24 protein-coding genes and 1 pseudogene are annotated in these 25,352 nt (G+C 37.7%); 19 read left to right on the forward strand and 6 right to left on the reverse strand.

All coding sequences use genetic code 11. From position 1 onward, the window contains the following. The first annotated feature begins 203 nt into the window (after positions 1 to 203). The 13 genes and pseudogenes from der to C6H22_RS02750 all read left to right on the forward strand — a co-directional run bounded on the left by der (position 204) and on the right by C6H22_RS02750 (position 14,675). The gene (gene der / locus C6H22_RS02690) at positions 204 to 1,655 is read left to right on the forward strand and encodes a ribosome biogenesis GTPase Der (RefSeq protein WP_104693802.1); all 1,452 of its coding nucleotides are present in this window, start codon (positions 204 to 206) and stop codon (positions 1,653 to 1,655) included. Between the two features lie 47 nt (positions 1,656 to 1,702). After that, on the forward strand, positions 1,703 to 2,632 hold the full coding sequence (locus C6H22_RS02695; RefSeq protein WP_104693803.1) for a ribose-phosphate pyrophosphokinase: 930 nt from the start codon (positions 1,703 to 1,705) through the stop codon (positions 2,630 to 2,632). A gap of 65 nt (positions 2,633 to 2,697) precedes the next feature. Next, a complete protein-coding gene (secA, locus tag C6H22_RS02700; RefSeq protein ID WP_104693804.1) occupies positions 2,698 to 5,247 on the forward strand; it encodes a preprotein translocase subunit SecA in 2,550 nt (849 codons plus the stop codon). Continuing rightward, the gene (locus C6H22_RS02705; RefSeq protein ID WP_104693805.1) at positions 5,247 to 6,494 is read left to right on the forward strand and encodes an ABC transporter permease; all 1,248 of its coding nucleotides are present in this window, start codon (positions 5,247 to 5,249) and stop codon (positions 6,492 to 6,494) included. The genes secA and C6H22_RS02705 overlap by 1 nt, the downstream gene beginning before the upstream one ends. 133 nt (positions 6,495 to 6,627) lie before the next feature. Then, positions 6,628 to 6,873 (forward strand): annotated as a pseudogene (locus C6H22_RS02710) (RNA recognition motif domain-containing protein). 88 nt (positions 6,874 to 6,961) lie between these two features. Next, entirely contained in the window at positions 6,962 to 7,555 is a 594-nt protein-coding gene (locus tag C6H22_RS02715; protein ID WP_104693806.1) for a CvpA family protein, read from the forward strand. Between the two features lie 71 nt (positions 7,556 to 7,626). Next, complete coding sequence (gene lysS / locus C6H22_RS02720; protein ID WP_104693807.1) at positions 7,627 to 9,147, forward strand: lysine--tRNA ligase; 1,521 nt, start codon at positions 7,627 to 7,629, stop codon at positions 9,145 to 9,147. 9 nt (positions 9,148 to 9,156) lie between these two features. After that, complete coding sequence (locus C6H22_RS02725; RefSeq protein ID WP_104693808.1) at positions 9,157 to 10,404, forward strand: serine hydroxymethyltransferase; 1,248 nt, start codon at positions 9,157 to 9,159, stop codon at positions 10,402 to 10,404. 36 nt (positions 10,405 to 10,440) lie between these two features. After that, positions 10,441 to 10,983, forward strand: coding sequence for a DUF1882 domain-containing protein (locus tag C6H22_RS02730; protein WP_104693809.1), 543 nt, complete (start codon positions 10,441 to 10,443; stop codon positions 10,981 to 10,983). Between the two features lie 26 nt (positions 10,984 to 11,009). Further along, complete coding sequence (locus C6H22_RS02735) at positions 11,010 to 11,921, forward strand: SPOR domain-containing protein (protein WP_104693810.1); 912 nt, start codon at positions 11,010 to 11,012, stop codon at positions 11,919 to 11,921. A 9-nt stretch (positions 11,922 to 11,930) separates the two neighbouring features. Further along, complete coding sequence (locus tag C6H22_RS02740) at positions 11,931 to 12,857, forward strand: Gfo/Idh/MocA family oxidoreductase (protein WP_104693811.1); 927 nt, start codon at positions 11,931 to 11,933, stop codon at positions 12,855 to 12,857. Continuing rightward, positions 12,857 to 13,429, forward strand: coding sequence for an acyltransferase (locus C6H22_RS02745; RefSeq protein ID WP_104693824.1), 573 nt, complete (start codon positions 12,857 to 12,859; stop codon positions 13,427 to 13,429). The genes C6H22_RS02740 and C6H22_RS02745 overlap by 1 nt, the downstream gene beginning before the upstream one ends. Next, positions 13,419 to 14,675, forward strand: coding sequence for a nucleotide sugar dehydrogenase (locus C6H22_RS02750; protein WP_158654599.1), 1,257 nt, complete (start codon positions 13,419 to 13,421; stop codon positions 14,673 to 14,675). Before C6H22_RS02745 ends, C6H22_RS02750 begins: the two co-directional genes overlap by 11 nt. Here C6H22_RS02750 and C6H22_RS02755 read toward each other — a convergent pair. The 6 genes from C6H22_RS02755 to C6H22_RS02780 all read right to left on the reverse strand — a co-directional run bounded on the left by C6H22_RS02755 (position 14,654) and on the right by C6H22_RS02780 (position 19,829). Beyond that, the gene (locus C6H22_RS02755; protein ID WP_104693813.1) at positions 14,654 to 15,979 is read right to left on the reverse strand and encodes a ComEC/Rec2 family competence protein; all 1,326 of its coding nucleotides are present in this window, start codon (positions 15,977 to 15,979) and stop codon (positions 14,654 to 14,656) included. The genes C6H22_RS02750 and C6H22_RS02755 overlap by 22 nt on opposite strands. A 52-nt stretch (positions 15,980 to 16,031) precedes the next feature. Beyond that, positions 16,032 to 17,120: an Mrp/NBP35 family ATP-binding protein gene (locus C6H22_RS02760; RefSeq protein WP_104693814.1), complete on the reverse strand. Its 1,089-nt coding sequence runs from the start codon at positions 17,118 to 17,120 to the stop codon at positions 16,032 to 16,034. A gap of 8 nt (positions 17,121 to 17,128) precedes the next feature. Continuing rightward, on the reverse strand, positions 17,129 to 17,530 hold the full coding sequence (locus C6H22_RS02765; RefSeq protein ID WP_104693815.1) for a DoxX family protein: 402 nt from the start codon (positions 17,528 to 17,530) through the stop codon (positions 17,129 to 17,131). Positions 17,531 to 17,666: 136 nt separating this feature from the next. After that, positions 17,667 to 18,230: a methylated-DNA--[protein]-cysteine S-methyltransferase gene (locus C6H22_RS02770; RefSeq protein ID WP_104693816.1), complete on the reverse strand. Its 564-nt coding sequence runs from the start codon at positions 18,228 to 18,230 to the stop codon at positions 17,667 to 17,669. 68 nt (positions 18,231 to 18,298) lie between these two features. After that, the gene (locus C6H22_RS02775; RefSeq protein WP_104693817.1) at positions 18,299 to 18,886 is read right to left on the reverse strand and encodes a methyltransferase; all 588 of its coding nucleotides are present in this window, start codon (positions 18,884 to 18,886) and stop codon (positions 18,299 to 18,301) included. 196 nt (positions 18,887 to 19,082) lie between these two features. Beyond that, positions 19,083 to 19,829 (reverse strand): hypothetical protein, encoded by a 747-nt coding sequence (locus C6H22_RS02780; protein ID WP_104693818.1) that lies wholly within the window; start codon positions 19,827 to 19,829, stop codon positions 19,083 to 19,085. A 175-nt stretch (positions 19,830 to 20,004) separates the two neighbouring features. Between C6H22_RS02780 and C6H22_RS02785 the strand changes: the two genes are divergently transcribed. The 6 genes from C6H22_RS02785 to C6H22_RS02810 form a co-directional block, all read left to right on the forward strand. Next, on the forward strand, positions 20,005 to 21,081 hold the full coding sequence (locus tag C6H22_RS02785; protein ID WP_104693819.1) for an LptF/LptG family permease: 1,077 nt from the start codon (positions 20,005 to 20,007) through the stop codon (positions 21,079 to 21,081). 94 nt (positions 21,082 to 21,175) lie between these two features. Continuing rightward, positions 21,176 to 21,880 carry a F0F1 ATP synthase subunit A gene (locus C6H22_RS02790; RefSeq protein WP_382275996.1) on the forward strand — a complete coding sequence of 235 codons (705 nt, stop codon included), beginning with the start codon at positions 21,176 to 21,178 and terminating at the stop codon, positions 21,878 to 21,880. 14 nt (positions 21,881 to 21,894) lie between these two features. Continuing rightward, positions 21,895 to 22,440 carry a thiamine phosphate synthase gene (locus C6H22_RS02795; protein WP_158654600.1) on the forward strand — a complete coding sequence of 182 codons (546 nt, stop codon included), beginning with the start codon at positions 21,895 to 21,897 and terminating at the stop codon, positions 22,438 to 22,440. Between the two features lie 47 nt (positions 22,441 to 22,487). Continuing rightward, on the forward strand, positions 22,488 to 23,777 hold the full coding sequence (locus C6H22_RS02800) for an ArsS family sensor histidine kinase (protein ID WP_104693822.1): 1,290 nt from the start codon (positions 22,488 to 22,490) through the stop codon (positions 23,775 to 23,777). A 16-nt stretch (positions 23,778 to 23,793) separates the two neighbouring features. Beyond that, entirely contained in the window at positions 23,794 to 24,765 is a 972-nt protein-coding gene (gene hemB / locus C6H22_RS02805) for a porphobilinogen synthase (RefSeq protein WP_104693823.1), read from the forward strand. After that, the coding region (locus C6H22_RS02810; RefSeq protein WP_158654601.1) for a hypothetical protein at positions 24,765 to 25,352 on the forward strand (588 nt) is incomplete at its 3' end. The genes hemB and C6H22_RS02810, both read left to right, overlap by 1 nt.

Raw genomic sequence — 25,352 nt, forward strand, 5'->3', positions numbered from 1 at the left:
TTTGTAGTGGGTAGGAATTGCCCTCGACAAAGCCGATTTGATTGTGTGTTTGGGGTTCTTGAGAGAGGACAAATGTATCTGCAAATGCACCGCATACCATAAATAAAATACCTAGAATGCCTTTCATTACTAACCTTTAATATGTTTTGTATCAAAGTTACTGTAACATATCGCCTAAATTTTCTTTGCTTTAAGGGAGCGTGATGAAAACCATTGCGATTTTGGGCAAGCCAAATGTGGGTAAAAGCTCACTATTTAACCGCCTGTGCAATCAATTAGATGCTATTACTTCTGATGTGAGTGGGACGACACGAGATATTAAAAAGGGTGTGTGTCGTATCAATGGTATTTCATACATTTTGCTTGACACAGGTGGTATTGATGCCAAGCAAAATGCAGAATCTCTTACCGATAAAAAACAAAAAAAACATGCCTACAAACAGGCTGAACTTTTTAAACGCGTTTCTAGTGCGAGTATACAGGCAGGGCTTAGTGCGGATTTGGTATTGTATATGGTCGATGGGCGTGGGGCAATCGATGATGAAGATAAAGAAGTATTACGCAAGATTCAAAAATATAAGCGTGTCTTTTTGGTGCTAAATAAAATCGATAATGACAAGCTCAAAGAAAGCGGGTGGGAATTCCAAAAGCTTGGCGTGGAGGAATTATTTTTTGTTTCTGTAAGCCATAATCGTGGTTTAAGTATCTTGCTTGAATCCATTGGTGCGGCGTTGGACTTGGTACAAAAAAATCCTGATGATATTGAGAGTTTAGAGGAGTTTTTGCGCTCCGCTAAGACTATGCAGTCTACACAATCTTTAGATTCTGATGCAGATTCTATTCATACACAATCTGATGAAAATCTTATCAAGGTAGGGATTATTGGGCGTGTGAATGTGGGTAAAAGCTCATTGCTTAACGCACTTTTGGGCATAGAGCGTAGCATTGTTAGTGATGTCGCTGGCACAACCATTGATCCAGTCGATGAGCGCACAGAGTTTGAAAATCAAACATTTGAATTTATTGATACCGCAGGAATACGCCGTGCAGGTAAGATTGAGGGTATCGAAAAATATGCGCTTGATAGGACAAATAAGGCTTTAGAAAAATCTCATATTGCACTCCTTGTGCTTGATGCGAGTGAGGGCTTTGTCGAGCTTGATGAAAAAATTAGCGCACTTGTCCCCAAGCATAATCTTGGGGTTATTATCGTGCTTAATAAATGGGATAAAGCACACACACACCATAAGGCTATGATGAAAGAATTGCGTTATAAGTTTAGATTCTTAGAATACGCGCCGGTGGTGTGTGTAAGTGCCCTCACAAAGCGTAATACTACAACGCTAAAAAAGCAGATTCTAGCAGTGTGGGAGAACTTTAATCGCCGTATCCCCACTTCTGAACTTAATGCCCTAATCCTTGAGGCTACAAAAAAACATCATCTTCCAAGTGATCATGGCAAGATTGTAAAGATTTATTATGCTACGCAGTTTGACACGCGTCCACCTCAAATTTCTCTTGTTATGAATCGTCCAAAAAGCTTGCATTTTAGTTATAGGCGTTATCTTGTTAATTCTTTGCGTGAGTGCTACGATTTTAGTGGTGTACCCATTCTTATAAGTCCTAAGGATAAAAAGGGTCAAGATTTAAGCTAAAGTTTTTTATAATGCAGAGTTTAATTTAGAGGAATAAAAGGTAGGCAATGAGGAGTTATAAGGTTTTTTGCGGATCGGCACACCCAGAGTTTGGTAGCGAGATTAGTAAGTATTTAGACATTTTACTCTCTAGTGCGTCTATCACGCGTTTTAGTGATGGAGAAATCAATGTGCAAATTGGTGAATCTGTGCGTGGCAAAGATGTATTTATTATCCAACCTACTTGTGCTCCCACAAATGATAATCTTATGGAGCTTTTGATTATGACCGATGCACTAAAGCGGAGTGCGGCAAATACGATTAATGCAGTTGTGCCATATTTTGGTTATGCAAGGCAAGATCGCAAGGCTGCACCGCGTGTGCCTATTTCTGCAAAGTTAGTGGCTAATATTATCCAAAATGCTGGAATAGATCGCCTTATCACTATGGATTTGCACGCAGGGCAGATTCAAGGTTTTTTTGATATTCCTGTTGATAATTTGTATGGCTCTGTGGTATTTCGTGATTATATTAAATCTAAGCACTTTAGCGATCCTATCGTAGCAAGTCCTGATATTGGGGGTGTTGCTAGGGCTAGATATTTTGCAAATAAACTTGGACTTGATTTGGTGATTGTTGATAAAAAACGCGAAAAAGCTAACCAAAGCGAAGTGATGAATATCATCGGTGATGTGAATGGGAAAGATGTCATTTTGATTGATGATATGATTGATACTGCTGGGACGATGTGTAAGGCTGCCAATGTGCTTAAACAACGAGGTGCAAAGAGTGTGCTCGCTCTTGGGACACACCCAGTGCTGAGTGGTCCTGCATTTGATCGCATAGAAAAAAGTGTGCTTGATGAAGTCGTGGTAACTAATTCTATTCCTTTGGTGCACAAAAGTGCTAAAATCAAAGTGCTTAGTGTTGTGCCACTTTTTGCCGAAGTGATACGCAGAATCCATCATAGCGAAAGTGTAGATTCGCTTTTTATCTAATGTGCTATTGGTGCGTGCCCTACATTAAGAAAATTATTTAATGATATTGCAATAAGGATAAAGCTATGATACGCAAGATTATTGAAAAGATTTTGGGTTCGAAAAATACAAAAATGCTCAAGGTGTATCAAGAAAAGGTGCGTGTGATTAATGCGCTAGAATCTCGTTATGCCGAGCTTGATGATAGTGCATTAAAATCGGAATTTGAAGCGCTAAAAATTGCAGTGCAACAAGAGGGTAAAAGCATAGATTCTGTGTTGTGTGAAAGTTTTGCAATTACGCGTGAGGCATCCAAAAGGGTGCTTGGTATGCGACATTTTGATGTGCAACTCATTGGCGGGATGGCACTTCATGATGGGCGTATTGCTGAAATGAAAACTGGTGAGGGTAAAACGCTTGTAGCGACACTTGTTGCGTGTCTTAATGCACTTAGTGGTAAAAGCGTGCATGTGATAACAGTCAATGACTATCTTGCTAAGCGCGATGGAGGTGAGCTAGAGCCATTGTATAATTTTTTGGGTTTAAGTGTTGGGATTATTACTTCAGATTTACGCGATGATGAAACAAAAATAGAATGCTATGGCGCCAATATCGTGTATGGGACAAATAATGAATTTGGCTTTGATTATCTTCGCGATAATATGAAATATGATCTTAATCAAAAGGTGCAAAAACATCATTTTTTTGCCATTGTTGATGAGGTAGATTCTATTCTTATTGATGAGGCACGCACACCACTTATTATTTCTGCACCTGTCAATCGCACAATGGAAAACTACCAACTTGCTAATTCTGTGGCACAAAAACTCCAAAACGAGCAGGATTTTCATATAGATGAAAAAAATCGTGTTATTTTGCTTACAGAAGAGGGCATTAAGAATGCTGAAGAATTCTTTGGTGTCGATAATCTTTATAGTATTGAAAATGCCGCACTCTCTCATCATCTTGATCAGGCTCTCAAAGCAAACTATTTGTTTATGAAAGACAAAGATTATGTTGTGCGTGATGGTGAGGTGGTGATTGTTGATGAATTTACTGGCAGACTTAGTGAGGGCAGGCGATTTAGTGAGGGTTTACACCAAGCTATTGAGGCAAAAGAAAAGGTTGATATCAAAGAAGAATCCCAAACACTTGCTGATATTACATTTCAAAATTACTTTAGGCTTTATGACAAGCTTGCAGGTATGACTGGTACGGCACAAACAGAAGCGAGTGAGTTTTTGCAAATTTATAATCTTGATGTTGTGTCTATTCCTACCAATGTCCCTGTGCAAAGAAAAGACTTAAATGATCTTATTTATAAAAGTGAGCGTGAAAAATTTGAGGCAGTGATTGCTAAGATTACAGAGCTATATAAGCGAGGTCAACCTGTGCTTGTGGGGACAGCGAGTATTGAGCGCAGTGAATTGCTTCATGAATTACTTAAAAAAAGCAGAATCCCTCACACAATGTTGAATGCCAAGCAACACGCCAAGGAAGCAGAAATTATCAAGGATGCTGGGAAAAAAGGTGCGGTTACGATTGCCACAAATATGGCAGGGCGAGGTGTGGATATTAAAATTGATGATGAGGTGCGCGAATTAGGCGGATTGTATATTATCGGGACAGAACGGCATGAAAGTAGGCGGATTGATAATCAGCTACGAGGTCGTGCTGGACGGCAAGGAGATCCCGGAGTTAGTCAATTTTACCTGAGCCTTGAAGATTCTTTGTTGCGGATTTTTGGTAGCGACAAGCTTAAGGGTATTATGGAGCGCTTAGGGCTCGAAGATGGCGAACATATAGAATCTAGCCTTGTAACGCGTTCGGTAGAGAATGCACAAAAAAAGGTAGAAAATTTGCACTTTGAATCTCGTAAGCATTTGCTTGAATATGATGATGTAGCAAATGAACAACGCAAGGCAATTTATAAATTACGCGATGATTTGTTAAATCCTCAATATGATATGCACGAAAAAATAGAGACAAATCGTGAATCTACAATTGCATTTCTTATGCAAAAAGCAGGGGTTTTACCACAACAAACAGGTGTAGATTTTGATGTCAGTAGCCTTGTAGCTGTTGTGCGAGAAGATTTGGGTTTTGAGCCTAAGGGGTTAGAGAATCTTGAATATGAGGAATTATATGAGGCTTTGCTTAGGGAAGTAAGTCAGGCATATGAGGAGAAAATGTCGGTTGTGGATTCTGTTCACCGCAATGAGATTGAGCGTATCATTTATTTGCAAGTTCTTGATAATGCGTGGCGTGAGCATTTGTATGTGATGGATAATCTCAAAACAGGTATCGGGTTACGTGGCTATAATCAAAAAGATCCGCTTGTAGAATACAAAAAAGAAAGCTATAACTTATTTTTGGAGTTTGTAGAAAATCTCAAAATCGAAACAACAAAAACCTTGCAAATTGTGCGCCTAAAGTCACAAGATCAGGTAGAGGATTTTGCTGATAAGGTACTACAAGAACTAAAAGAAGCAAATGTAAGTTTTAATAAAGACAACACAGATGCACAAAAAAAACAGACAAAAATTGCACGCAATGATCCTTGTCCTTGTGGGAGTGGTAAAAAATATAAACTCTGTCATGGTAAAAGTGGACCAAAAAAAGGGCTTTTAGCATAATGCACAAACTTGTGTTATTTTTGCTTCCAAAATATTTGCGTTTTGATAAAACACAACCATTTATTAGTATCACCGCCATCTTAGCATTTCTTGGTGTTGGGATTGGTGTGATGGTACTTTGTGTGGCGATGGCGATTATGAATGGAATGACTAAGGAGTTTGAGCGAAAGCTTTTTGTGATGAATTATCCTTTGAGTGTGTATTCAATCACATATCAAGGTGTTGATGACAAAATCTTACAACGCCTAAAAGTAGAGTTTCCGCATTTTATCTTTAGTCCATATCTGCGATACAATGCCCTAAGTCGCGTTGGGAATGATATGAGTGCCGCTGTTATGATAGGTGTGGATATAGATTCTGAAATACAACTTAACGAGGTTGTGCGTAAGGTTTTTAGCAAACAAGATGGCACACTAGATTCTAAGGCGTTAGAGGCTTTTAAGTCTCAAGAGTTTGCGGTGCTTGTTGGTAAAGAGATTCAAAATCGCTATTTTGTTGATGTGGGTGATAAATTGGGGTTTTATTTTACTCGTGTAGAACCTAGTGCATTAGGATTGGCACCAGTAAGCAAGAGATTTGATGTTGCAGGGGTGTTTGATTCTGGGCTTAAGGCGTATAATGAAGCCTATATATATACACATTTAGGTGCATTGCAAAAAATTAGAAAGCTAGATTCTGGCTTATATGATGGAATCCATATTTTTAGCACAAATCCATTTCGAGATATTGAAATTTTAAAAGCGTTTTTGCAAGAGCATTTTCCACAAAGGGTTGGTGTAGAAGGCTGGTGGGAGCAAAATGGTAACTTTTTTTCGGCAATGGAGTTAGAAAAACGCGCACTTTTTATTGTGCTTTTGCTTATTATTTTGATGGCTAGTCTTAATATTATTAGCTCATTGCTTATGGTGGTGATGACAAGACGTAAGGAAATTGCTCTTATGTTGTCTTTGGGTGTGAGCAAAAAAGAGATTAAACAGACATTTTTTTGGCTAGGGTTATTTGTGGGTGGAAGTGGAATTATCTTTGGTGTAGTGCTTAATTTTATCGTACTTTTTGTGTTGGATACATTCCCTATCATCTCGCTACCTGTGGATGTGTATGGCACAAATAAATTGCCTCTGGATTTGTCTTTTGTGGATTTTGTTTTGACAATTTTGGGAGCTAGTATTATTGTATGTCTTTCTTCGTATTACCCTGCATACAAAGCCTCAAGGGTAGAGGCGCTAAGTGTGCTAAGAAATGAATAATTTTATAATTTCAGTTTTCTCTTAAGCTTATAAGGATACAATCGTGAAAACCTATTCTTTAGTTTGTTGTACTGAATGCGGTATTAACTCCTTTTGGTGAGACAATTTTAAAGTGTAGGAAAAAGGAGTTATAGTGAAGACAATTTATGTAGGGAATTTGGTGTATTCAGCGACTAAACAAAGTGTGCAATAGCTTTTTTCACAATTTGGTGAGGTTTTTTCTGTCAAACTTATCAATGATAGAGAAAGTGGTAGACCTAAGGGGTTTGGGTTTGTAGAAATGGAAGATGAGGCAGCACTAAAGGCTATTGAAGCCCTTGATAACAAAGACTTTGAAGGTCGCACTTTGCGCGTAAATGAAGCGCGTCCGCGAGTATAATTTATTGTCTATATGGTTGATTTTGGGAATCTTTATAGAGTCTTAAAGGCTTAAATCCTTGTGATGCATAAATTAGGGGATTTGGATTATGGAATACATAAGTTATATTGATATTTGTTTACTTATTTTGGTTGTGCTTTTGAGCGCAAAGAGTATCTATCAAGGCTTTGTGCGAAGTTTTGGCAGTTTTGTTGGATTGCTAGTGGGGATATTTTTGGCAGCACGCTTTAATGCAAAATCAGGCGAAATTTTTGGGGCACATGTTTATAATTTTTCTCCACAGGTTAATGCAATCTTAGCTTTTGTGATTGTGCTTAGTGTAGTGTGGCTTTTAGCAATTTTTGTTAGTGAAATTATTACAAGACGTTTACATAATACCGTGATTGAACGCCTCGATAGGTCTTTGGGACTTATCTTTGGATTCTGTAAATCATTTGTGTTAGTGGCGATTGTAGCATTTGGTGTGACACAGATTTCATTTGTGCATAATTTTGCGCAAAAAATGGAGCAAGAGAGTTTTTTATATCCTATTATGAAAAGCTTTGCTGTGGCGATTATGAATCTCGATATTGTGAATGAAACAACAAAAACATTAGGCGATATGGCTAAGATGAACCAAGGTGCAAAAGTCCTAGATACTATAGAATCTATGGGTGCTTTGCAACAAACCTTGCAAAAGTAGTTTTGTAAGGATTTAGTCAATACTGCAAAAATGCATTTCTTAAAAATTACAATAACACAGCAAGGGGAGTGATGTTTTCGAATTTTTATATTCAGCAACGATTAAAAAAATCTTCGCTTTTGCGAGAAATGGGAAGTAACCCATACAAAACAAACGCAAAGCGCACCATTACCAATAAAGAATTTTTACAAAAATATAATTTTCTCCATAATGAAGGTTCAAATACTCAAGATTCACACAGCAGGGAAACAATCGTAGGGCGTGTGCGTTTTATGCGCTTAATGGGTAAAGCGTGTTTTATTAAGATTCAAGATCAGAGTGCGACTTTGCAGGCATATGTGAGTAAAAATGAATTAGGTGATCGCTTTGAGGAAGTGAAAAAGATTCTTGAAGTCGGGGATATTGTTAGTATTATGGGTTTTGCTTTTGTAACAAAAACAGGTGAGCTTAGTATTCATGCACTTGAGTTTGAAATTTTGAGCAAGGCAATTGTGCCATTGCCAGAAAAATTTCATGGGTTAAGCGATGTGGAGCTACGCTATCGTCAACGATATGTAGATTTGATTGTGAATGCAGAAGTGCGTGAGGCTTTTATTTTGCGTAGCAAGATTATTGCATGCATTCGAGATTTTTTTGATTCTAAAGGCTTTTTGGAAGTGGAAACACCTATGCTACACCCAATTCCTGGCGGAGCAAATGCCAAGCCTTTTGTTACTCATCATAATGCCCTGGGTGTGGAGCGTTATCTTCGTATCGCGCCAGAATTATATCTTAAACGTCTTATTGTTGGTGGGTTTGAAGCCATTTATGAGATAAATCGGAATTTTAGAAATGAAGGAATAGATGCGACACATAACCCCGAATTTAGTAGTATCGAGTTTTATTGGGCATATCATACTTTCGAGGATTTGATGATACTTACTAGAGAACTTTTTAGCTTTTTGTTTGAAAAACTAGGTTTATCTTCTAAGCTTCCTTGGGGAGAGTATGAGATTGATTTTAGTCAATGGCAAAGCGTTAGCTATAAAGAATCTCTTAGTCAAATTGGTGGTATAGATTCTGAGATTGTGCATGATAAAGCAAAGTTAGAGGCATTTTTGCGCACAAATGGCGTGAAACTTGAATCTAATTTGAGTTATGGCAAACTTCTTGATGAGGCATTTAGTGAATTTGTGGAGCCAAAACTTATTAATCCAACATTTATTACAAATTATCCCATAGAACTTAGTCCATTAGCGCGTAGAAGTGAAACACGAAGTGATGTGGCAGAGCGTTTTGAGCTTTTTATCGGTGGCAAAGAGATTGCTAATGGCTTTAATGAACTCAATGATCCACTTGACCAAAAAGAACGCTTTGAAGAACAAGTGCGTCAAAAAGATGCAGGTGATGAAGAAGCGCAATATATGGATGAGGATTTTGTGTGGGCATTGGGCTATGGTATGCCCCCTACTGCAGGTGAAGGTATAGGAATAGATCGTTTGGTAATGCTACTTGCTAACCAAAGAAGTATTAAAGATGTGATTTTATTTCCGGCACTTAAACCTTCTAAGCTAAATTATGATATACTGCTAGAAGATACTAAAGATTATTAGGAGAATATAATGAGTTATTACTTGGAGCAAGATTCAGAATTATTTTCGCTTATCAATAAAGAATTGGTGCGTCAAAATACACATTTAGAGATGATCGCAAGTGAAAACTTCACATTTCCAAGCGTGATGGAAGCTATGGGAAGTATCCTCACAAATAAATACGCTGAGGGTTATCCGGGGAAGCGTTATTATGGTGGATGTGAATTCGTTGATGAGATAGAAAATTTGGCTATTGAGCGTGCCAAGAAACTTTTTGGTTGTGCACATGTTAATGTGCAGCCACATTCTGGGTCACAAGCAAACGGCGCTGTATATGCCGCATTGCTTAAACCATATGATAAAATTTTGGGTATGGATTTAAGTCATGGTGGGCATTTGACACATGGTGCTAAAGTAAGTGTGAGTGGGCAGCTTTACCAAAGTTTTTTTTATGGTGTGGAGCTTGATGGATATATAAATTATGACAAAGTTGCAGAATATGCTAAAGTCGTGCAACCAAAGATTCTTGTGTGTGGATTTTCTGCGTATACTAGAGAGTTAGATTTTAAGCGTCTTAGAGAGATAGCGGATAGTGTCGGGGCACTGCTTATGGGTGATGTTGCGCATGTGGCAGGATTGGTTGTGGCCGGAGAATATCCTAATCCATTCCCTCATTGCCATGTCGTAACGACAACTACACACAAGACTTTGCGTGGTCCTAGGGGCGGTATGGTTATGACAAATGATGAGGAACTTGCCCAAAAGATTAATAAGGCCGTATTCCCCGGATTACAAGGTGGTCCATTAGTGCATGTTGTTGCTGGTAAAGCTGCTGGGTTTTTAGAGAATCTAAAACCTGAGTGGAAAGACTATGCTAAACAAGTTAAACTCAATATCAAAACTTTGGCACAAGTTTTGGTTGAGCGAGGCTATGAGCTTGTAAGTGGTGGGACAGACAATCATCTTATTTTGATGAGTTTTCTTGATAAGGATTTCAGCGGTAAAGATGCGGATTTGGCATTGGGTAATGCCGGTATCACGGTGAATAAAAATACCGTTCCAGGTGAGAAACGATCCCCATTTGTAACAAGTGGTGTGCGTATAGGATCTCCTGCATTGACAGCAAGGGGTATGAAAGAAAAAGAATTTGTTTATATTGGATCAAGAATTGCCGATGTTTTAGATGATATTTCTAATGCAGCTTTGCAACATAAGATTTTTGAAGAGATCAAGGAATTTAGTAAGGATTTTGTTATTTATGATAAGCCTATCTTTTAAAATTTGTGGTGATATGATTGAGGTGAGGTAAAGACAATGACAGAAATGGACTTAAAGCTTATTAAGATAGATACCTCACATTATTACCAAAAACAAACCAGTATAGGACAAAAAATTGTCTATTCCGGTAGGATTTTGTATGATAAGTTTCAGAGAGTGGATTCTATGCTAACCTCTACAATCATACGAAAGCATTGGAATAAAGAACTTACGATTGCACATTCTTTGATACTTAAAGATAACAAGGTCGAGAATATCGTTTTTGATTACAATGGACGCAATGCCGAGAGATTCTATCATAAGGCACAATTACTTCTACGCAACGAAGGTTTTATTAATTTCACTGCCTATACGACAAAAACTCCTGGACACTTACATCTTTATGTACATAAAGGACATACAGAGCTTGGAGAAGGTAAGAGGTTGGCACGCACACTATCTATGAAGCTTTCGCAGACTTGTCCGGTAGAGTGGCGCGTGTTTCCAAACGATGATTTACCACAAAATTTCAATATTCTTGTGCTACCTTATGGAGTTTTTGCCAAGGAGCGGGGTGCTTCTTGGTCTAAATACATGTAGCATGCACGAGAATAAAAGGAGATATGATGGAAGACAAAAGAGAATTTAATGATATTTTGATTGATGATAGAGCGCAGTACCAAAATCGTAGCAAAAAAATAATGCTCCTTGTAGTTGCGGCAGCTGTGTTGCTTATTATATTATTGGTTTCTGCAATTGCTATGAGTGGTGATGATGATAAGGTATCAACTAAGCAAATTGCTCACGAAAATGGTTTGCAACAACAAACTCCAGAATCTGATACACAAGCAACTATGCAAAATACAGAATTTCAACCTGTGCAAACAACAGATCTTGCGGCAAATGATAGATTTGAACAGATTGTTAAGCAGATTCAGGATAGGCAAACTACGCAATCTGCAGAACATGCACCCCAGGTTTCCCAAGATCCAATTTTAGAAGTGGCATCTCAAGGGACATTGAGCACACCTGTAGTGGTCCAACCCACACAACCTACCAAACCTCCTAAATCAGAATCTAGCACACCTACTGCTGTGCCTTCAAAACCTATACAGACGCAATCTGCACCAAAACAACAAACTCCGCAACCAACGACTAAGCCTATACAAGTAGCGCAACCCACACAGCCTCTACAACCACAGAGACAACCCCAACAGGTAGCACAAAGCACACAGCCTGTCGCTAATACCAAACCGGCACCTGTTACGCAAATACCACAAACTTCTTTGAGTGTTGATAAAAGCAGAAATGGGCAAGTGGCACAAAAAGGACATTACATACAAGTAGGATCTTTTGAAAATACTCCAAACAAAGAGTTTCTTAATAAAATTAATAATTATAGCTATCGTGTCTATGGTGCACAAAATACCACGAAATACCTTGTTGGTCCTTATCAATCTCGCACAGATGCAAATCGCGATATACTCAAACTCAAAACAGATATGGGAGATCAAGTTTTTTATTACGAAGTTAAGTAATACATAACGATGTGTTCTTTTGTTTTGATTGGGGTAGCGGGATTCGTTGCTCCTAGGCATTTGCGAGCCATTAGGGATACGCACAATAATTTGTATGCAGCTATTGATACAAGTGATTGTGTAGGGATTTTGGATAGTTATTTTCCTAATGCTAGATTTTTTCTTTCTTTAGAATCTTTTCATACTCATAAACCAACACATTCCATTGAATACATGAGTATTTGCACACCTAATTTTTGGCACAAAAAACATATAGAATTCGCACTTACACATGGTATGCACGCAATTTGTGAAAAACCAGTAGTACTACATACTACCCAAGCCTTAGAGCTTATGAAGCTAGAGCGTGATAGTGGCAAAAGTATTAGCACAATTTTGCAACTTCGCCTTCATCCACGGATTATATCTCTTAGAGAAAATATCCTTGCACACCTTGAGGAAAATCCTCACCATATTTTTGAAGTGGATTTGAGTTATATTACTGCACGAGGATTATGGTATTTTGAATCATGGAAGGGTGATGCAAATAAAAGTGGTGGGTTAGCTTGTAATATAGGCATACATTTATTTGATGTGCTATGTTTGTTGTTTGGAGAGTGTCAAGAAAATATTTTACACTATAGCTCTCCTAGCACAGCCTGTGGATTTTTAGGGCTAAAACATGCGCGCGTGCGTTGGTTTTTATCCATTGATGGGACATTACTTCCAGAATCTAGAGGCAATATTTATCGTTATATGCGTGTCGATACACAAGAGGTAGAATTTACGCAAGGCTTTGAAGATTTACACACAAAAAGTTATGAAGAGATTCTTGCTAATAGAGGCTTTGGTTTGGAGAGCACTATGCCAAGTCTTGCGCTTATGGAGCGTATAAGAGAGTTAGATCCTATTGGTCTTAAAGGAGATTATCACCCATTGGCTAAAGGGTTGGCATGATGGAGTATTTTGCGCACCCAAGCAGTATCATCGATGAAGGCGCGGTGATTGGCAAAGATTCTAAGATTTGGCATTTTTGTCATATTTTTGGCTCAAGCGCGATTGGTGTAAATTGTTCGATAGGGCAAAATTGTATGATCGCCCAAAACGTGCATATAGGCAATAATGTCAGAATCCAAAACAATGTCAGTATTGTGGAGGGTGTGAGAATCTGTGATGATGTCTTTATCGCACCAAGCGTGGTTTTTACAAATATTAAAAATCCTCGTGCATTTATTTCTCGCAAACATCAATATATACCCACTTTGCTTGAGAGAGGCTGTTCTATTGGTGCAAATGCTACAATTATTTGTGGTAATACTATAGGAGCATATGCTCTTATAGGGGCTGGAGCGGTTGTTAGCCATAATGTCCCAGCATATGCACTTGTTACGGGCAATCCTGCGCGCATTGTTGGTTGGGTGGATAAAGCTGGTGTGAAGTTGGAATTTAGGCAAAATCGTGCGTATGATAGTCTTGATTCTAGTGTATATGAAATGCGTGATGGCATGGTGGTGCAAATTGAAGTATAACTCTAGACTTGATACTACAATCGCGGTCATAGGATTGGGCTATGTTGGCACACCATTAGCGTTTGCTTTGGCTAAACATTTTAGGGTCATTGGATTTGATACTAATCCTAAACGCATACAAGATCTGCAGCATGGTTTTGATGAACATACACAAGAACATTTTATACCACCAAAGTCTTTGCATTATAGTAATACACAACAAGATCTTATGCAGGCTACGATATTTATTATCGCCGTGCCAACACCAATTTTTGCTGATAAAACTCCAGATCTTAGATATTTGGATGAGGCTTCTAAAATCGTGGGTGGTGTGCTTAAAAAAGGCGATATGGTGGTGTATGAATCTACAACCTATCCGTTTTGCACACGAGAATATTGTGGCAAGGTTTTGCAAAAAAGCTCTTCTTTGGTGCTAGATAGGGATTTTTTCATCGGCTATTCTCCTGAGCGTATTAATCCAGGTGATAATGCACATACCCTCCAAACCATTACTAAAATTATTGCTACAGACACACCTCAAGCAAGGCAAAGAATGGAGATAATGTATGGTAGCGTGGTAGATTCTCTGTATGTTGCTCCTAGTATTGAGGTAGCCGAGATGGCAAAGCTTATTGAAAATGCGCAACGTGATCTGAATATCGCCTTTGTTAATGAAGTGGCGATGATGTGTGATAGATTGGGTTTGAGTGCCAATGCGGTGCTTGAAGCTGCCAAAAGTAAATGGAATTTTTTGCCATTTACGCCTGGACTTGTGGGAGGACATTGTATCAGTGTAGATCCTTATTATCTCTCATATATTTTACAAATGTGTGATTACAAACCAAAAGTTCTTAGTATGGGACGCCTTGTCAATGAGCGAATGCCGACATTTCTTGCCAAAAAGCTTACCAGTATTGCTCAAGATTGCGGACTTGTGGTATCAAAAAGTAAGATATTGTTATTGGGCTTAGCATTTAAGGAAAATTGTCGCGATATGCGTAATTCTAAAACCCCTATTTTGCGTAAAAAACTTAAAAAATATGGTTTTAAGGTCAAGGTATACGATCCTTTGATTGATAGAGCACAGGCAAAGCAAATGTTTGGTTTTAAGCCTTTAAAATCTTTGGAGCATAAGAAGTTTGATATTATCGTGCTACTTAATGCCCATGATGTGTTTATGGACATTGATTTGCGAGAGTATGTGTATGCAAAGCATAGTATTTTTGATATGAAAGGCGTTTTGCCTTATGCCACCCACAGGCTGTAATATAAATATCCCAAAAACAAAATGCCAAGAATAAGAGAGATACAATAAGCAATAAAAGAGCGTATGGCAAAAAGTGAAATAATAAGATAGCTTATAAAAAGCCATAGCGGTGTAAAAACCTCAATAGAATCTAATTTAAGATGAAACAATGCTCTCAAAGGTGTATCAAAAATCCAGCCAATTTTTAGCATATGTGCAACAACACTTATGGGGAAAAAAATTACAAAAATAAGTGTAATTGGAATAGAGATAATAGTATAGGAGCTAAAGTATGGGAAGAAAAAATGCACCAAAATTAGCATATTGACAAAAATTGTGAAATTAAAAACAAGTGGGAGAAACAAAAAATTATATATAAAAGAGCGTGATGAGAATCTATAGTAGTGCAAAAATACATAAATATAAAAGACTCCAAAAAATGAGAGAAAAAAGCCAATGCTAAACATAAGCCGCGGGAAAAAACTCATACACAAAATCCCTATCATAAATAAAAACTTAAATTGCAAAATCCTAACTCCAAAATACACCATCATAAACCCTATGCACGCCATAACCCACGCTCGCAGAAATGATGGAGAAAAATTAAGCACAACAAGGTAGGCAAAAAGCACAACAAGCAGTAATATGCCAATATCAAAAAACTTATTACGATAAGGAAAAAATCTATGCAATGGCTTGTATAAAAGATGTAATATAAAACCCAACACAAGACTTAAGATTCCTAGATGAAAGCCACTAATTGCGATAAGATGCGCAATGCCAATGGTATTACTAAAATCTCTTAAGGTTTTTGGGAGAAAGTCAGCAATATATAGTGTTTTGTAAAATGATCCAAGGAGAGAATTTGTGTGTTGTGAATCTATAAACTCACGAAACGTATTGCGATAATCTTGTGTAGATTCCAAAGAAATACTAAAACTTGTGATAAAACAAGATTGAAGATATTGCCAGAAGCTACATTGGGCAGGTTTGCCATAGATTCTTAGGTGCATGTGCAAGAGATTTTTGATTGCTTCTTTGGAAGTTGTATAAAAAATTGCTCCAGATTCTGTGCGGATTTTAAGGACTTGATAAGTGGAGTTTGTCTTAGGTGAGATTTTTGGGTATTGTGCAATAACTTGTCCGTGTATGGTAATTGGTGTTTTTGAATCTAGCGTGTTATAGTGCCAATATTGGAGTGTGAGATTTATGGCAAATATACCCAAACAAAATGCAAGAAATACTATCCATTGTGCTTTGGTATCAAGTATGGCGATGGGTGAGAGTGTATTGGAGTATGTGGTGTCAGCTGTATAGGTGTGCAAAACAAACTCCTTATATACTTGCTTGGTTTGACTAATCAAGCAAGTATAAGATTTAGCGGTTTGTGGGTTGTATGTCCTTGTTGTCGGCAAGTTGTTCGCGTTGCACCTTATCTAAAAATGCGATGAGGGCTTGTGCGGCTTGTAGATATGCTTTGGCACTTTGGCTTTGTGGCTCAAAAAATACGATAGGCTTGCCATTGTCTCCACCTTCTCGGACTTTTGGCTCTAGAGGTATATGCGTGATTGTCGTTGTGTTATATTGTGTTGCGATACTTTGGCTTGTGCCCTTACCAAAAATATCATATTCTTGCCCACAACTTGAGCAGATAAAACCACTCATATTTTCGATAATTCCAGCGATTGGAATATTGAGCTTACTAAACATATCTAAACTTCTTGCACTATCATCTAGGCTTACTTTTTGTGGTGTAGTTACCACAATTCCCGCACTTACAGGCACACTTTGAGCAAGGGTGAGTTGCGCATCGCCTGTGCCTGGTGGCATATCAATGATAAGCACATCAAGATCACTCCACAAAACATCCGTGAGCATTTGCTCAATCGCCCTCATTACCATAGGTCCACGCCATATGAGACTTTGCCCCTCATCATAAAGCACACCTATACTCATCATTTCCACACCATAGGCTTTGAGTGGAATTACTTTCTTTTTGGATTCATCAACCATAGCTTTATTGGCGTGTAAGCCAAGCATACGAGGGATATTTGGTCCATAAATATCCGCATCAAGCAACCCTACCCGCTTGCCTTCTTGGGCTAGAGCTATGGCGAGATTCGTGCTTGTTGTGGATTTACCCACGCCACCCTTTCCTGAACTCACCATAACAAATGATTTGATTTGTGGAGCAAGGTTTTTGGTTTTTGGGGCAGGTTTTGAAGCTGGCTGTGGGGTAGAGATGTTGATACTTACTTCTTCTACTCCTGCATTTTTTAATGCAAGCTTGATGGCATTGCCAAGCTGCAAAAGGATTTCATCAGAGCTTGAAGGAATGGCAATATCAATGCGTGGTGGCGTGGATTTTGTATCGATCCCTTTAAGAAAGCCAAAACTTACAATGTCTTTTTGAAAATTAGGATAAATGACACTTTTTAGTGCATTTGTAATAGTTTCTTGTAGCATAATAATCCTTAATACGATTTTTTGAGGAATATGTGTATGCCATAGCGTCCACCACCCATAAAAAAGAGTGCAAGACAAGGCAGGATATATAAAAGTTGGTGTTCAATAACCCATCCTCCAGTATTATCTAGACTAAAGATACTAAATCCAAACACACTATAAATAGCTATAAGCATTGTGAAAATTTCCACAAGTGCCGCTAAACGTACTCGATATCCTATGAGAATCAAAAGTGGTGCAAGAATCTCACCAACATACACGCCATACGCCATAAAGGTTGGTAAGCCTCGAGATTCTAAGAGTTCACTAACGCCATCGATGCCATATTGTAATTTAAAGATACCATGAAATAACATAAGCCCACCTACGCACACGCGTAAGATCAGTTTGCCAAAGTCGTGATGTATCATAAAAATCCTTTGAGAGTGAAAATATAAAATATAAACATAAAGGCAAGATTATAGAAAATATTTTTTAATATCGTGCTAGATTTTGGGATTTTGTGCTAGATACCTTGGGGATAGTTATGAAGTGTGAGCTTTTATATTAGGCTAAGTTTTGAAAGCGATACAGCTGTTCTAAGTCTGATTGTTCATGTTCTAACAACATCATTTTTTTATCAATCCCACCGGCATATCCTGTGAGCTTTTTATTTGTTCCAATCACTCTATGGCAAGGAATGATAATGGCGATGGGATTGCGTTTTAGTGCTCCACCAATGGCTTGGGCTGACATCACATTTTTGTGTGTTTGTTTTGCTACTTCTTTTGCGAGTTCTCCATAGCTACAAACTTCCCCATATGGAATCTGTGTGATGAGATTCCATACAAGCTTCCCAAACGCACTGCCATGAGGATTAAGCGGAAGTTCATTAATGTTTGGATTCTTCTTTGCAAAATATTGTTGTAGCCACTGCTTTGCATGTAAAAGGACCACATCATCGTGTTTTACTTGTATGTATTGGGTTATGGATTTTGTGTTTGCAGATTCTGTATGAAGTTTTGGTAGATGTATTGTTTGCCCCAAAAACCATAAACCTATGAGTTTGTGATCTTTGCTAGCAAGTCTTATTTTCCCAAGTAAACTCTGATACAAAGTCGTGTAAATCATAATGACTCCAAAAAATACAAATACCACTATAAGGTATAAAAATAGTCATCCTACTATCCCTACATGTATTAGAGATACTTTGGATTTTTCCATAACATTACAGGTTTAGATTCTATTCCCCAGTTTTTTGGATGGTTTTCATTAATTTCAAAAACAATAGAACATTCAAGATTGAATGGCTCTTGGCGCAAATCAAGTGTCCTTCCTTGCGTAGGTAAGATTTCAGTGTTATTGTTTTTACCTATGTCATTAGTGATAAGGGCGTATTTAAATTTTGATAAAATACCAATAAATTCTTTAATTTTGGCGATTGGCAAGTGTTGTAAGACGTCTTTGCAAAGTAATAAATCCGCACTAGGGAGCTTATTAAAGTCCCCGTCATATAGTTCAAAAGAAATATTTTCCTTGGCATAAGCACGAGTGTTAGCATTAATTACAAATGATGCCACATCGAAGCCTTGATATTTGATTCCATTAAAATTGATATTTTTAGAAAACTGCCAATCGCCACAACCTGCATCTACTATACTTGTGATATTGTAGGTAGTGAAAAAATTTTGTAAAAACGCTACATAATCTTGACATAGCGTTTCACTTGAACCACTCCCAGAGCCATTACCCCAATAGTTTGTTTCATAAACAATATCAAAGAGCATATTGAGATTGTCTTTTTCTTGTTTAAGTAAAAGTGTTTTGATAAATTGTAACTCGTTGTTAACCTCTGCTAACCCCCCCCCCTAATAATCTTCTTCTAAGATTTTTTAAGATTGTTTTTGATTTCATCATACACTCCTTTTGGTTTAAAATATTATAATTTAGAATTTTGTCAATCATAGATCCCATTATTTTTACCTAAAATACAACACCAAATATGGCAGAAGCTCGCCAATAACGGCTTTGGAAATCTTTTGTACGGATGTGTGGTTGTAAGTCTGGTTGTTCAGGATCTCTTAGTGTGCTATTAAGATCTCCCATCACAAAGCGTAACCCAAAACTAAAGGTATTGCGCATACGAATGCCAAGCCCTGCTCCATAGATGATGCCTTGATAGGTGTTTGTGAGTGACCAATCATTTTCTGTAGCACTTTTGTAAAATACATCTTTGATAGAATGATAGGCGTATCCACCCATAGCTTGTATATAAAAGGACTTTGCCTGCAAACCGATGACCACTGGCACTTGCACACCCCAACCATTAAAGCCTGTTTCACTTAGGAGTTTGCTTCCACCAGGTAAGTCAGTAGGTGTGGTTGCAAATGCATTGCTATTGCCTTTTTCTCGGATATAGATAGGCACGGTAATTTCTACACCCACATAAGGATACACGCCACGCATACTAGAGACAGACATAATGTAGCTAGAATATCCAATGTCCGCTGAATGCAAGAATGTTTCACCAAGTTTGGCATATGAGTAACCAAGCATACCTTCATTGTAGAGAATCCAACGTGTAGTGCCATCACTACTTGCTCGTATCACTCGCCCTGAGCCAAAGTTTGAAAGTATAGAATTTTCATAGCTTTTATATTGCGAGAATGCATTTGTTGCACCAAACATTGCGGATAATCCAACGAGAAATAACATCATCAATAATCGCATTTTAGATCCTTTTAGCAAAATAACTAAACTTATAGATTCGCATTATAACCATAAAAAACCATACTTAGCTTAAGAGACTCGCACTCACTATAAGCAGTTGGGATAATATCGTGCAAAAAATGCTATAATGTAGTTTTGAATGCGTTAATTTGACAAGCAAGGACTTTTTAGCAATATGTTTTTTCGTTTTATCATTACGTATTACTTGAAGTATTTTTTTATCATATTTCTTGCTTTGGAACTTTTTTTTGTGGCTATTGACACATTGAAATATGTAGATGATTTGCCAGATTCTGCGAATCTTTTTATTTTGTTTTTGTTTTATGATAGCATCTATGCGATGAGCTACACACTCCCTATATCACTTGTGCTTAGTGCCATTATGTTTCTTATTACATTTCTAAAGAGCAACCAACTTACCGCACTTTTGGCATTAGGATATTCTCGATTGCAGATTCTAAAGCCTGTTGTGTTGGTTGCAAGTTTGATTACTTGTTTGCATATTGGACTTGATTGCACTTCATTTGCGTATGCCCAAGAGAGTGCAGAATCTATTGTTAGTAATCAAGCTGTGCTCAATACACGCCAAGATGTGTTGGTAAAATTTGATAACAAATATATTTTTATGGGCAAGATTTATCCTCTAGAAAATGGTGGTGCAAAAGCCGAGCGAATCAAGATTTTTGAGTTAGAAAATCGTGAATTGCGTAGTTATTATGAGGCAAAAACTGCCCTTTTCATAGATGATGTTTGGCGTCTTGATGATGTGGCATATTTGGTGATTAATGATAAACTTGAGTTAGGTGGCACCGCACTTACTAAGACGGCATTACCTCAATTAGAAGTGCTAAAAGGTTTTCGTCCAAAGGTTCTTGATACATTTTCTCAAGACAAGCCCACCGTTTCTATCCTTGATGCGATCGATACGCTTTTTATTTCTTTTGAGCAAGGCACAAATACAATTAAAATGCGCGCTATTTTGTATGCTCTTGTGATTGTGCCATTTTTTGTGCCGTTAAGTATTTTTATCATCGCAACTTTTATTCCATCACTTGCGCGTTATGGGAATCTTGCACTGATTAGTTTTGCATGTATCGTAGGCGCACTTATCATATGGGGATTGTTTTTTTCGTTTTCAGAGTTAAGTATCAGTGGAATTTTACAGCCAGAGTTTGGCGTTTTGCTCCCATTTTTTATTTTGTTTTGTGTAAGTATGTATTTTTTACGAAAAATCAATACAAAGTTTATCTAAATTAAAACTTTTTAGATTTTTTTTACTCAAAACAAGGCATAATAAGCGTGATTTTCGAATACATCTGAAAGGTAGTTTTATGGAGAGTGTAAATATAACAGAGAGAGTTTTTACCTTTGTAGGGACATTGTATCCACATTCTTGGGAGCATATTTTCTCACATCATGATTTTGTCGTGGCAGCTTATACTATGTTTATCACCTTTATATTGCTCGTTTGTGCATCACTAGCTACTAGTAAAATGCAACTTGTACCTAGCGGTATTCAAAATGTTTTTGAAACGCTTATAAGTGGCGTGATTAATTTTGCCAAGGATATTGTAGGTGAGGAGGTTGCGCGTAAATATTTCCCACTTGCTGCAACTATTGGATTATTTGTTTTGGCGGCTAATCTTATTGGGATTATTCCAGGTTTTGAAGCGCCTTCATCAAGCCTCAGTTTTACGCTTGTCTTGGCACTTGTTGTGTTTGTGTATTATCACATCGAGGGAATTAAAGCGCAAGGTGTAGGAAACTATTTCAAACATTTTGCGGGACCTGTTTGGTGGCTTATTCCTCTTATGTTGCCTGTGGAGATTATTTCGCATTTTTCTCGTATCGTTTCACTTTCATTTCGTTTGTTTGGGAATATCAAGGGTGATGATATGTTCTTGCTTATTATGCTTGTACTTGTGCCTTGGGTAGTGCCTGTGTTACCTTTTGCAATTTTGGCATTTATGGCATTTTTGCAAGCTTTTGTGTTTATGATACTCACATATGTGTATTTGCATGGAGCTGTTCTTGTAGATTCTGACCATTAATGGTTGTTTCTACCTTGAAAACCTATCTTATTACACCAGAAGTTACGTTTTCTTATTTTCAAACCCTCCCTTCTATTTTAGAATTTTTTTCTCCTGATTATGCGATGTATCGTAGTGCTAATAGGATGTTTGCCAAAGATTTTGCCCTGCTTTGTCGTGCACGAAATATCACTTGTTTTATAAATTCACAAGGTTTTGATGATGAAGTCTTAGATTCTGTATTGCCTTATTTTGATGGGATTCATTTAAAAAGTAGCGCCTTTTTTCTTATCAAGCATTTTAGCTCGCAGTGTATGGTGGGCTTTAGTGCGCATACACCACAAGAGGTGCAAGATGCTTTGCAAAATGGCGCACACTATGCTATGTTAAGTCCTATTTTTGCTACGCCTAACAAAGGTACACCACTTGGTGTGCATACATTGCAAACTTTAGATTCACACACGCTCTCTCATACTTTTGCACTCGGAGGGATTGATACCCCGCTTAAGGTCAAGCAATTAGCAAGGATACACAATCTATATGGTTTTGCATCGATTCGGTACTTTTTAGGGGAGAAATAGAGGCATTTTGTTACAATACAAAACCTAAAAATTTGAGGTATTGAGAGATGAAGCATTTTTGGAATTCTATATTTTTTAAAATTACACTTTTGTTTTGTGCAGCGCTACTGGGGTTTTTTGCACTCTCATATTTTTTTATCAAAGATAAAATCGAAGAAGATCAACACCTTAATGCTATCAAGTATAACCAAATTGTGATGATGCTTAATGAGATTGGGCAACTTGGCAGTGGCGGTGATGTTGTGAAAAAATACCTGCATGATTTGGGTTTTATCGAGGTGAAAGAAAGTCTTAGAGAGCAATTATATGGGGAAGATGAGATTCCACAAGGTTTTGTGGGCACGATAGCCAAGATTCGCAATACCAAAAATGGGATTTATATTTTAATCCAAAATAACACCGAATCAATTTTGTATCGAGATGGGACGCAAGGCTCTTATGATCGTTTTTATCTTATCACTCTTGCAGGGATTTTGATGCTAACATTTCTCTATGTGCTGTTATTAAAGGCACTTATCCCACTTAATACATTGCGATCAAAAATTGCCAACATTAACTCTATGCAAGTGGATTATATTCGCACTAAACGCAACCCAAAAGATGAGATTGAGCTTTTGGCAAATGAATTTTATAAGTTTTCAAATAAGGTCAAGGCACTTAATGAATCGCGCCTTTTGTTTTTGCGATCTATTATGCATGAGCTTAAAACTCCTATCACTAAGGGACGTATTACTGCTGAAATGGTTGAGAATCCACAACAAAAAGATCGTCTTTGTTCAGTATTTAGTCGTCTAAATGAGCTTATTTCGGAGTTTGCTAAGATAGAGCAACTCGTTTCGCGTATGTATACGATTAAAAAAAGTGAGTTTGTGTTAGAGGATTTGATCGAGCAGACTCGACATATGTTGTTTGTAGATTCTACACTCCCAAACCCTATCATACTCAAATCTCCTTATGCCCTTATCAAAGCGGATTTTGAGCTTTTTGCTATTGCTATAAAAAATATGATTGATAATGCTATGAAGTATGGCAATGATGGTAAGGTGTGTATTTATACTCAAGGAGATGGTTTGTGCATAGAGAATCTTGGCAATCCTTTAAAATTTGGATTAGATGAGTATTTTAAGCCTTATTTTCGAGATTCTAAAAAAAATATCCAAGGATTTGGACTTGGTATGTATATTATTAAAAACATTTTGGATAACCAAAACTTTAGGCTAAAATATATCCATGAAGAGGGTAAAAATATTTTCATTATCAAAGGTTGTGTAGTTGAAAACTTTTGTGATCTCAAAAACCGCCCTGCAAAACCAGAGCTTACTCAAAGCACACTTTAACATATAAGGAGAGAGTATGTTTAGACGATTAAGGCGCACAAGATTACATACGCATTTGCGAGATTTAGTGCGTGAAAATAGTGTGAGTGTAAGTGATTTTATTTACCCACTTTTTGTTGTAGAAGGTAGCGGTATAAAACGCGAAGTACCTTCGTTACCAGATGTATTTCAGATGAGTATTGATGAGGTGCTTAAAGAAATCGAAGTATTGTGCAAGCTTGGAATCTATCATATCATTCTTTTTGGGATTCCAGATCATAAAGATTCTTGTGGCAGTGAAGCATTGAGTGATAATGGCATTATTGCCAAGGCTTTGCGCGCGATTAAACAATATGTGCCACAAATGTTTGTGAGTGTGGATCTATGCTTTTGTGAATATACAGATCACGGACATTGTGGGATCTTGGATAAAAATGGTATTGTAGATAATGATGCGACTTTGGAAATTCTCGTGCAACAAGCCATTGTACTTTGTGTAAGTGGTGCAGATATGATAGCCCCTAGTAGTATGATGGATGGTTGCGTGGAGGCCTTGCGTTTTGGGTTAGATAAGGCAGGATTTTCACATATACCTATTATGGCGTATTCTACAAAATTTGCTAGTGCGTATTATGGACCATTTCGCGATGTCGCTCAATCCGCACCGAGTTTTGGGGATCGCAAAACCTATCAGCAAGATCCAGCTAATAGGCGTGAGGCGATTTTAGAAAGCCTTAATGATGAGAGTGAGGGTGCAGATATTTTAATGGTAAAACCTGCTTTGGCGTATCTTGATGTCGTGCGTGATATACGCGAACGCACATTGCTACCTTTGGCTGTGTATAATGTGAGCGGGGAATACGCAATGCTTAAACTAGCACAAAAAGCAGGGGTTATTGATTATCCAAAAGTGCTTATGGAAACTATGCTTTGCTTTAAGCGTGCTGGTGCAGATATTATCATTTCATACCATACTAAAGAAGTTGCAAACATCTTGCAGGAGTTTTGATGAAAACACAAAATAAATTTTTTCAACGATTAGTCTTTGGTGTCGTAGCAGTTGTTGTGGTAAGTGCGGTTTTTGTGTTAAGTCAACCAAAAACACAAGAATCTAGCACGACAAACACATCCACAGAGGAGGTAGTGAGTGAATCTATGCAAGAGAGCAATAATAGCGAGTTGCAATCCCCTGAAATTTTAGAGGTTAAAGATGAATCTAGCGTAGATTATCATCTAGATTCACAGGCTTTACTTCAAACACAATCTAGCGATGTGGCTACCACCTCACCTACTGCAGAATCTAGTGATGTTCCAAAGACATTGGTTGTGTGCGAAAATGATGTAGCAGTGTATGATCGAGATGGGCGATCTGTGATTGGGAGTGCCTTTGTAGGTTTGATAGGTGAAGAGGTAGGGCAAATAGATGATAAAGTCGTGTTACATATCACAAGCTATCACAATGGCACACAAATGTTGTATGCAGATTCTAAGTTTGATACGCCTATGCTGAAAGTATATGGGTTAGATTCTACTATGAGTTTAGAAGTAGCTATTGCTAAAAAAGATTTACACCAACATAATGACACGCCTTGTGAG

This window comes from Helicobacter equorum (assembly GCF_900198655.1).
Taxonomy (GTDB): domain Bacteria; phylum Campylobacterota; class Campylobacteria; order Campylobacterales; family Helicobacteraceae; genus Helicobacter_F; species Helicobacter_F equorum.

Coding starts and splice junctions, on each gene's coding strand:
- der (WP_104693802.1), top strand. CDS start 204: ATGAAAACCATTGCGATTTTGGGCAAGCCAAATGTGGGTAAAAGCTCA.
- C6H22_RS02695 (WP_104693803.1), top strand. CDS start 1,703: ATGAGGAGTTATAAGGTTTTTTGCGGATCGGCACACCCAGAGTTTGGT.
- secA (WP_104693804.1), top strand. CDS start 2,698: ATGATACGCAAGATTATTGAAAAGATTTTGGGTTCGAAAAATACAAAA.
- C6H22_RS02705 (WP_104693805.1), top strand. CDS start 5,247: ATGCACAAACTTGTGTTATTTTTGCTTCCAAAATATTTGCGTTTTGAT.
- C6H22_RS02715 (WP_104693806.1), top strand. CDS start 6,962: ATGGAATACATAAGTTATATTGATATTTGTTTACTTATTTTGGTTGTG.
- lysS (WP_104693807.1), top strand. CDS start 7,627: ATGTTTTCGAATTTTTATATTCAGCAACGATTAAAAAAATCTTCGCTT.
- C6H22_RS02725 (WP_104693808.1), top strand. CDS start 9,157: ATGAGTTATTACTTGGAGCAAGATTCAGAATTATTTTCGCTTATCAAT.
- C6H22_RS02730 (WP_104693809.1), top strand. CDS start 10,441: ATGACAGAAATGGACTTAAAGCTTATTAAGATAGATACCTCACATTAT.
- C6H22_RS02735 (WP_104693810.1), top strand. CDS start 11,010: ATGGAAGACAAAAGAGAATTTAATGATATTTTGATTGATGATAGAGCG.
- C6H22_RS02740 (WP_104693811.1), top strand. CDS start 11,931: ATGTGTTCTTTTGTTTTGATTGGGGTAGCGGGATTCGTTGCTCCTAGG.
- C6H22_RS02745 (WP_104693824.1), top strand. CDS start 12,857: ATGGAGTATTTTGCGCACCCAAGCAGTATCATCGATGAAGGCGCGGTG.
- C6H22_RS02760 (WP_104693814.1), bottom strand. CDS start 17,120: ATGCTACAAGAAACTATTACAAATGCACTAAAAAGTGTCATTTATCCT.
- C6H22_RS02765 (WP_104693815.1), bottom strand. CDS start 17,530: ATGATACATCACGACTTTGGCAAACTGATCTTACGCGTGTGCGTAGGT.
- C6H22_RS02770 (WP_104693816.1), bottom strand. CDS start 18,230: ATGATTTACACGACTTTGTATCAGAGTTTACTTGGGAAAATAAGACTT.
- C6H22_RS02775 (WP_104693817.1), bottom strand. CDS start 18,886: ATGCTCTTTGATATTGTTTATGAAACAAACTATTGGGGTAATGGCTCT.
- C6H22_RS02780 (WP_104693818.1), bottom strand. CDS start 19,829: ATGCGATTATTGATGATGTTATTTCTCGTTGGATTATCCGCAATGTTT.
- C6H22_RS02785 (WP_104693819.1), top strand. CDS start 20,005: ATGTTTTTTCGTTTTATCATTACGTATTACTTGAAGTATTTTTTTATC.
- C6H22_RS02800 (WP_104693822.1), top strand. CDS start 22,488: ATGAAGCATTTTTGGAATTCTATATTTTTTAAAATTACACTTTTGTTT.
- hemB (WP_104693823.1), top strand. CDS start 23,794: ATGTTTAGACGATTAAGGCGCACAAGATTACATACGCATTTGCGAGAT.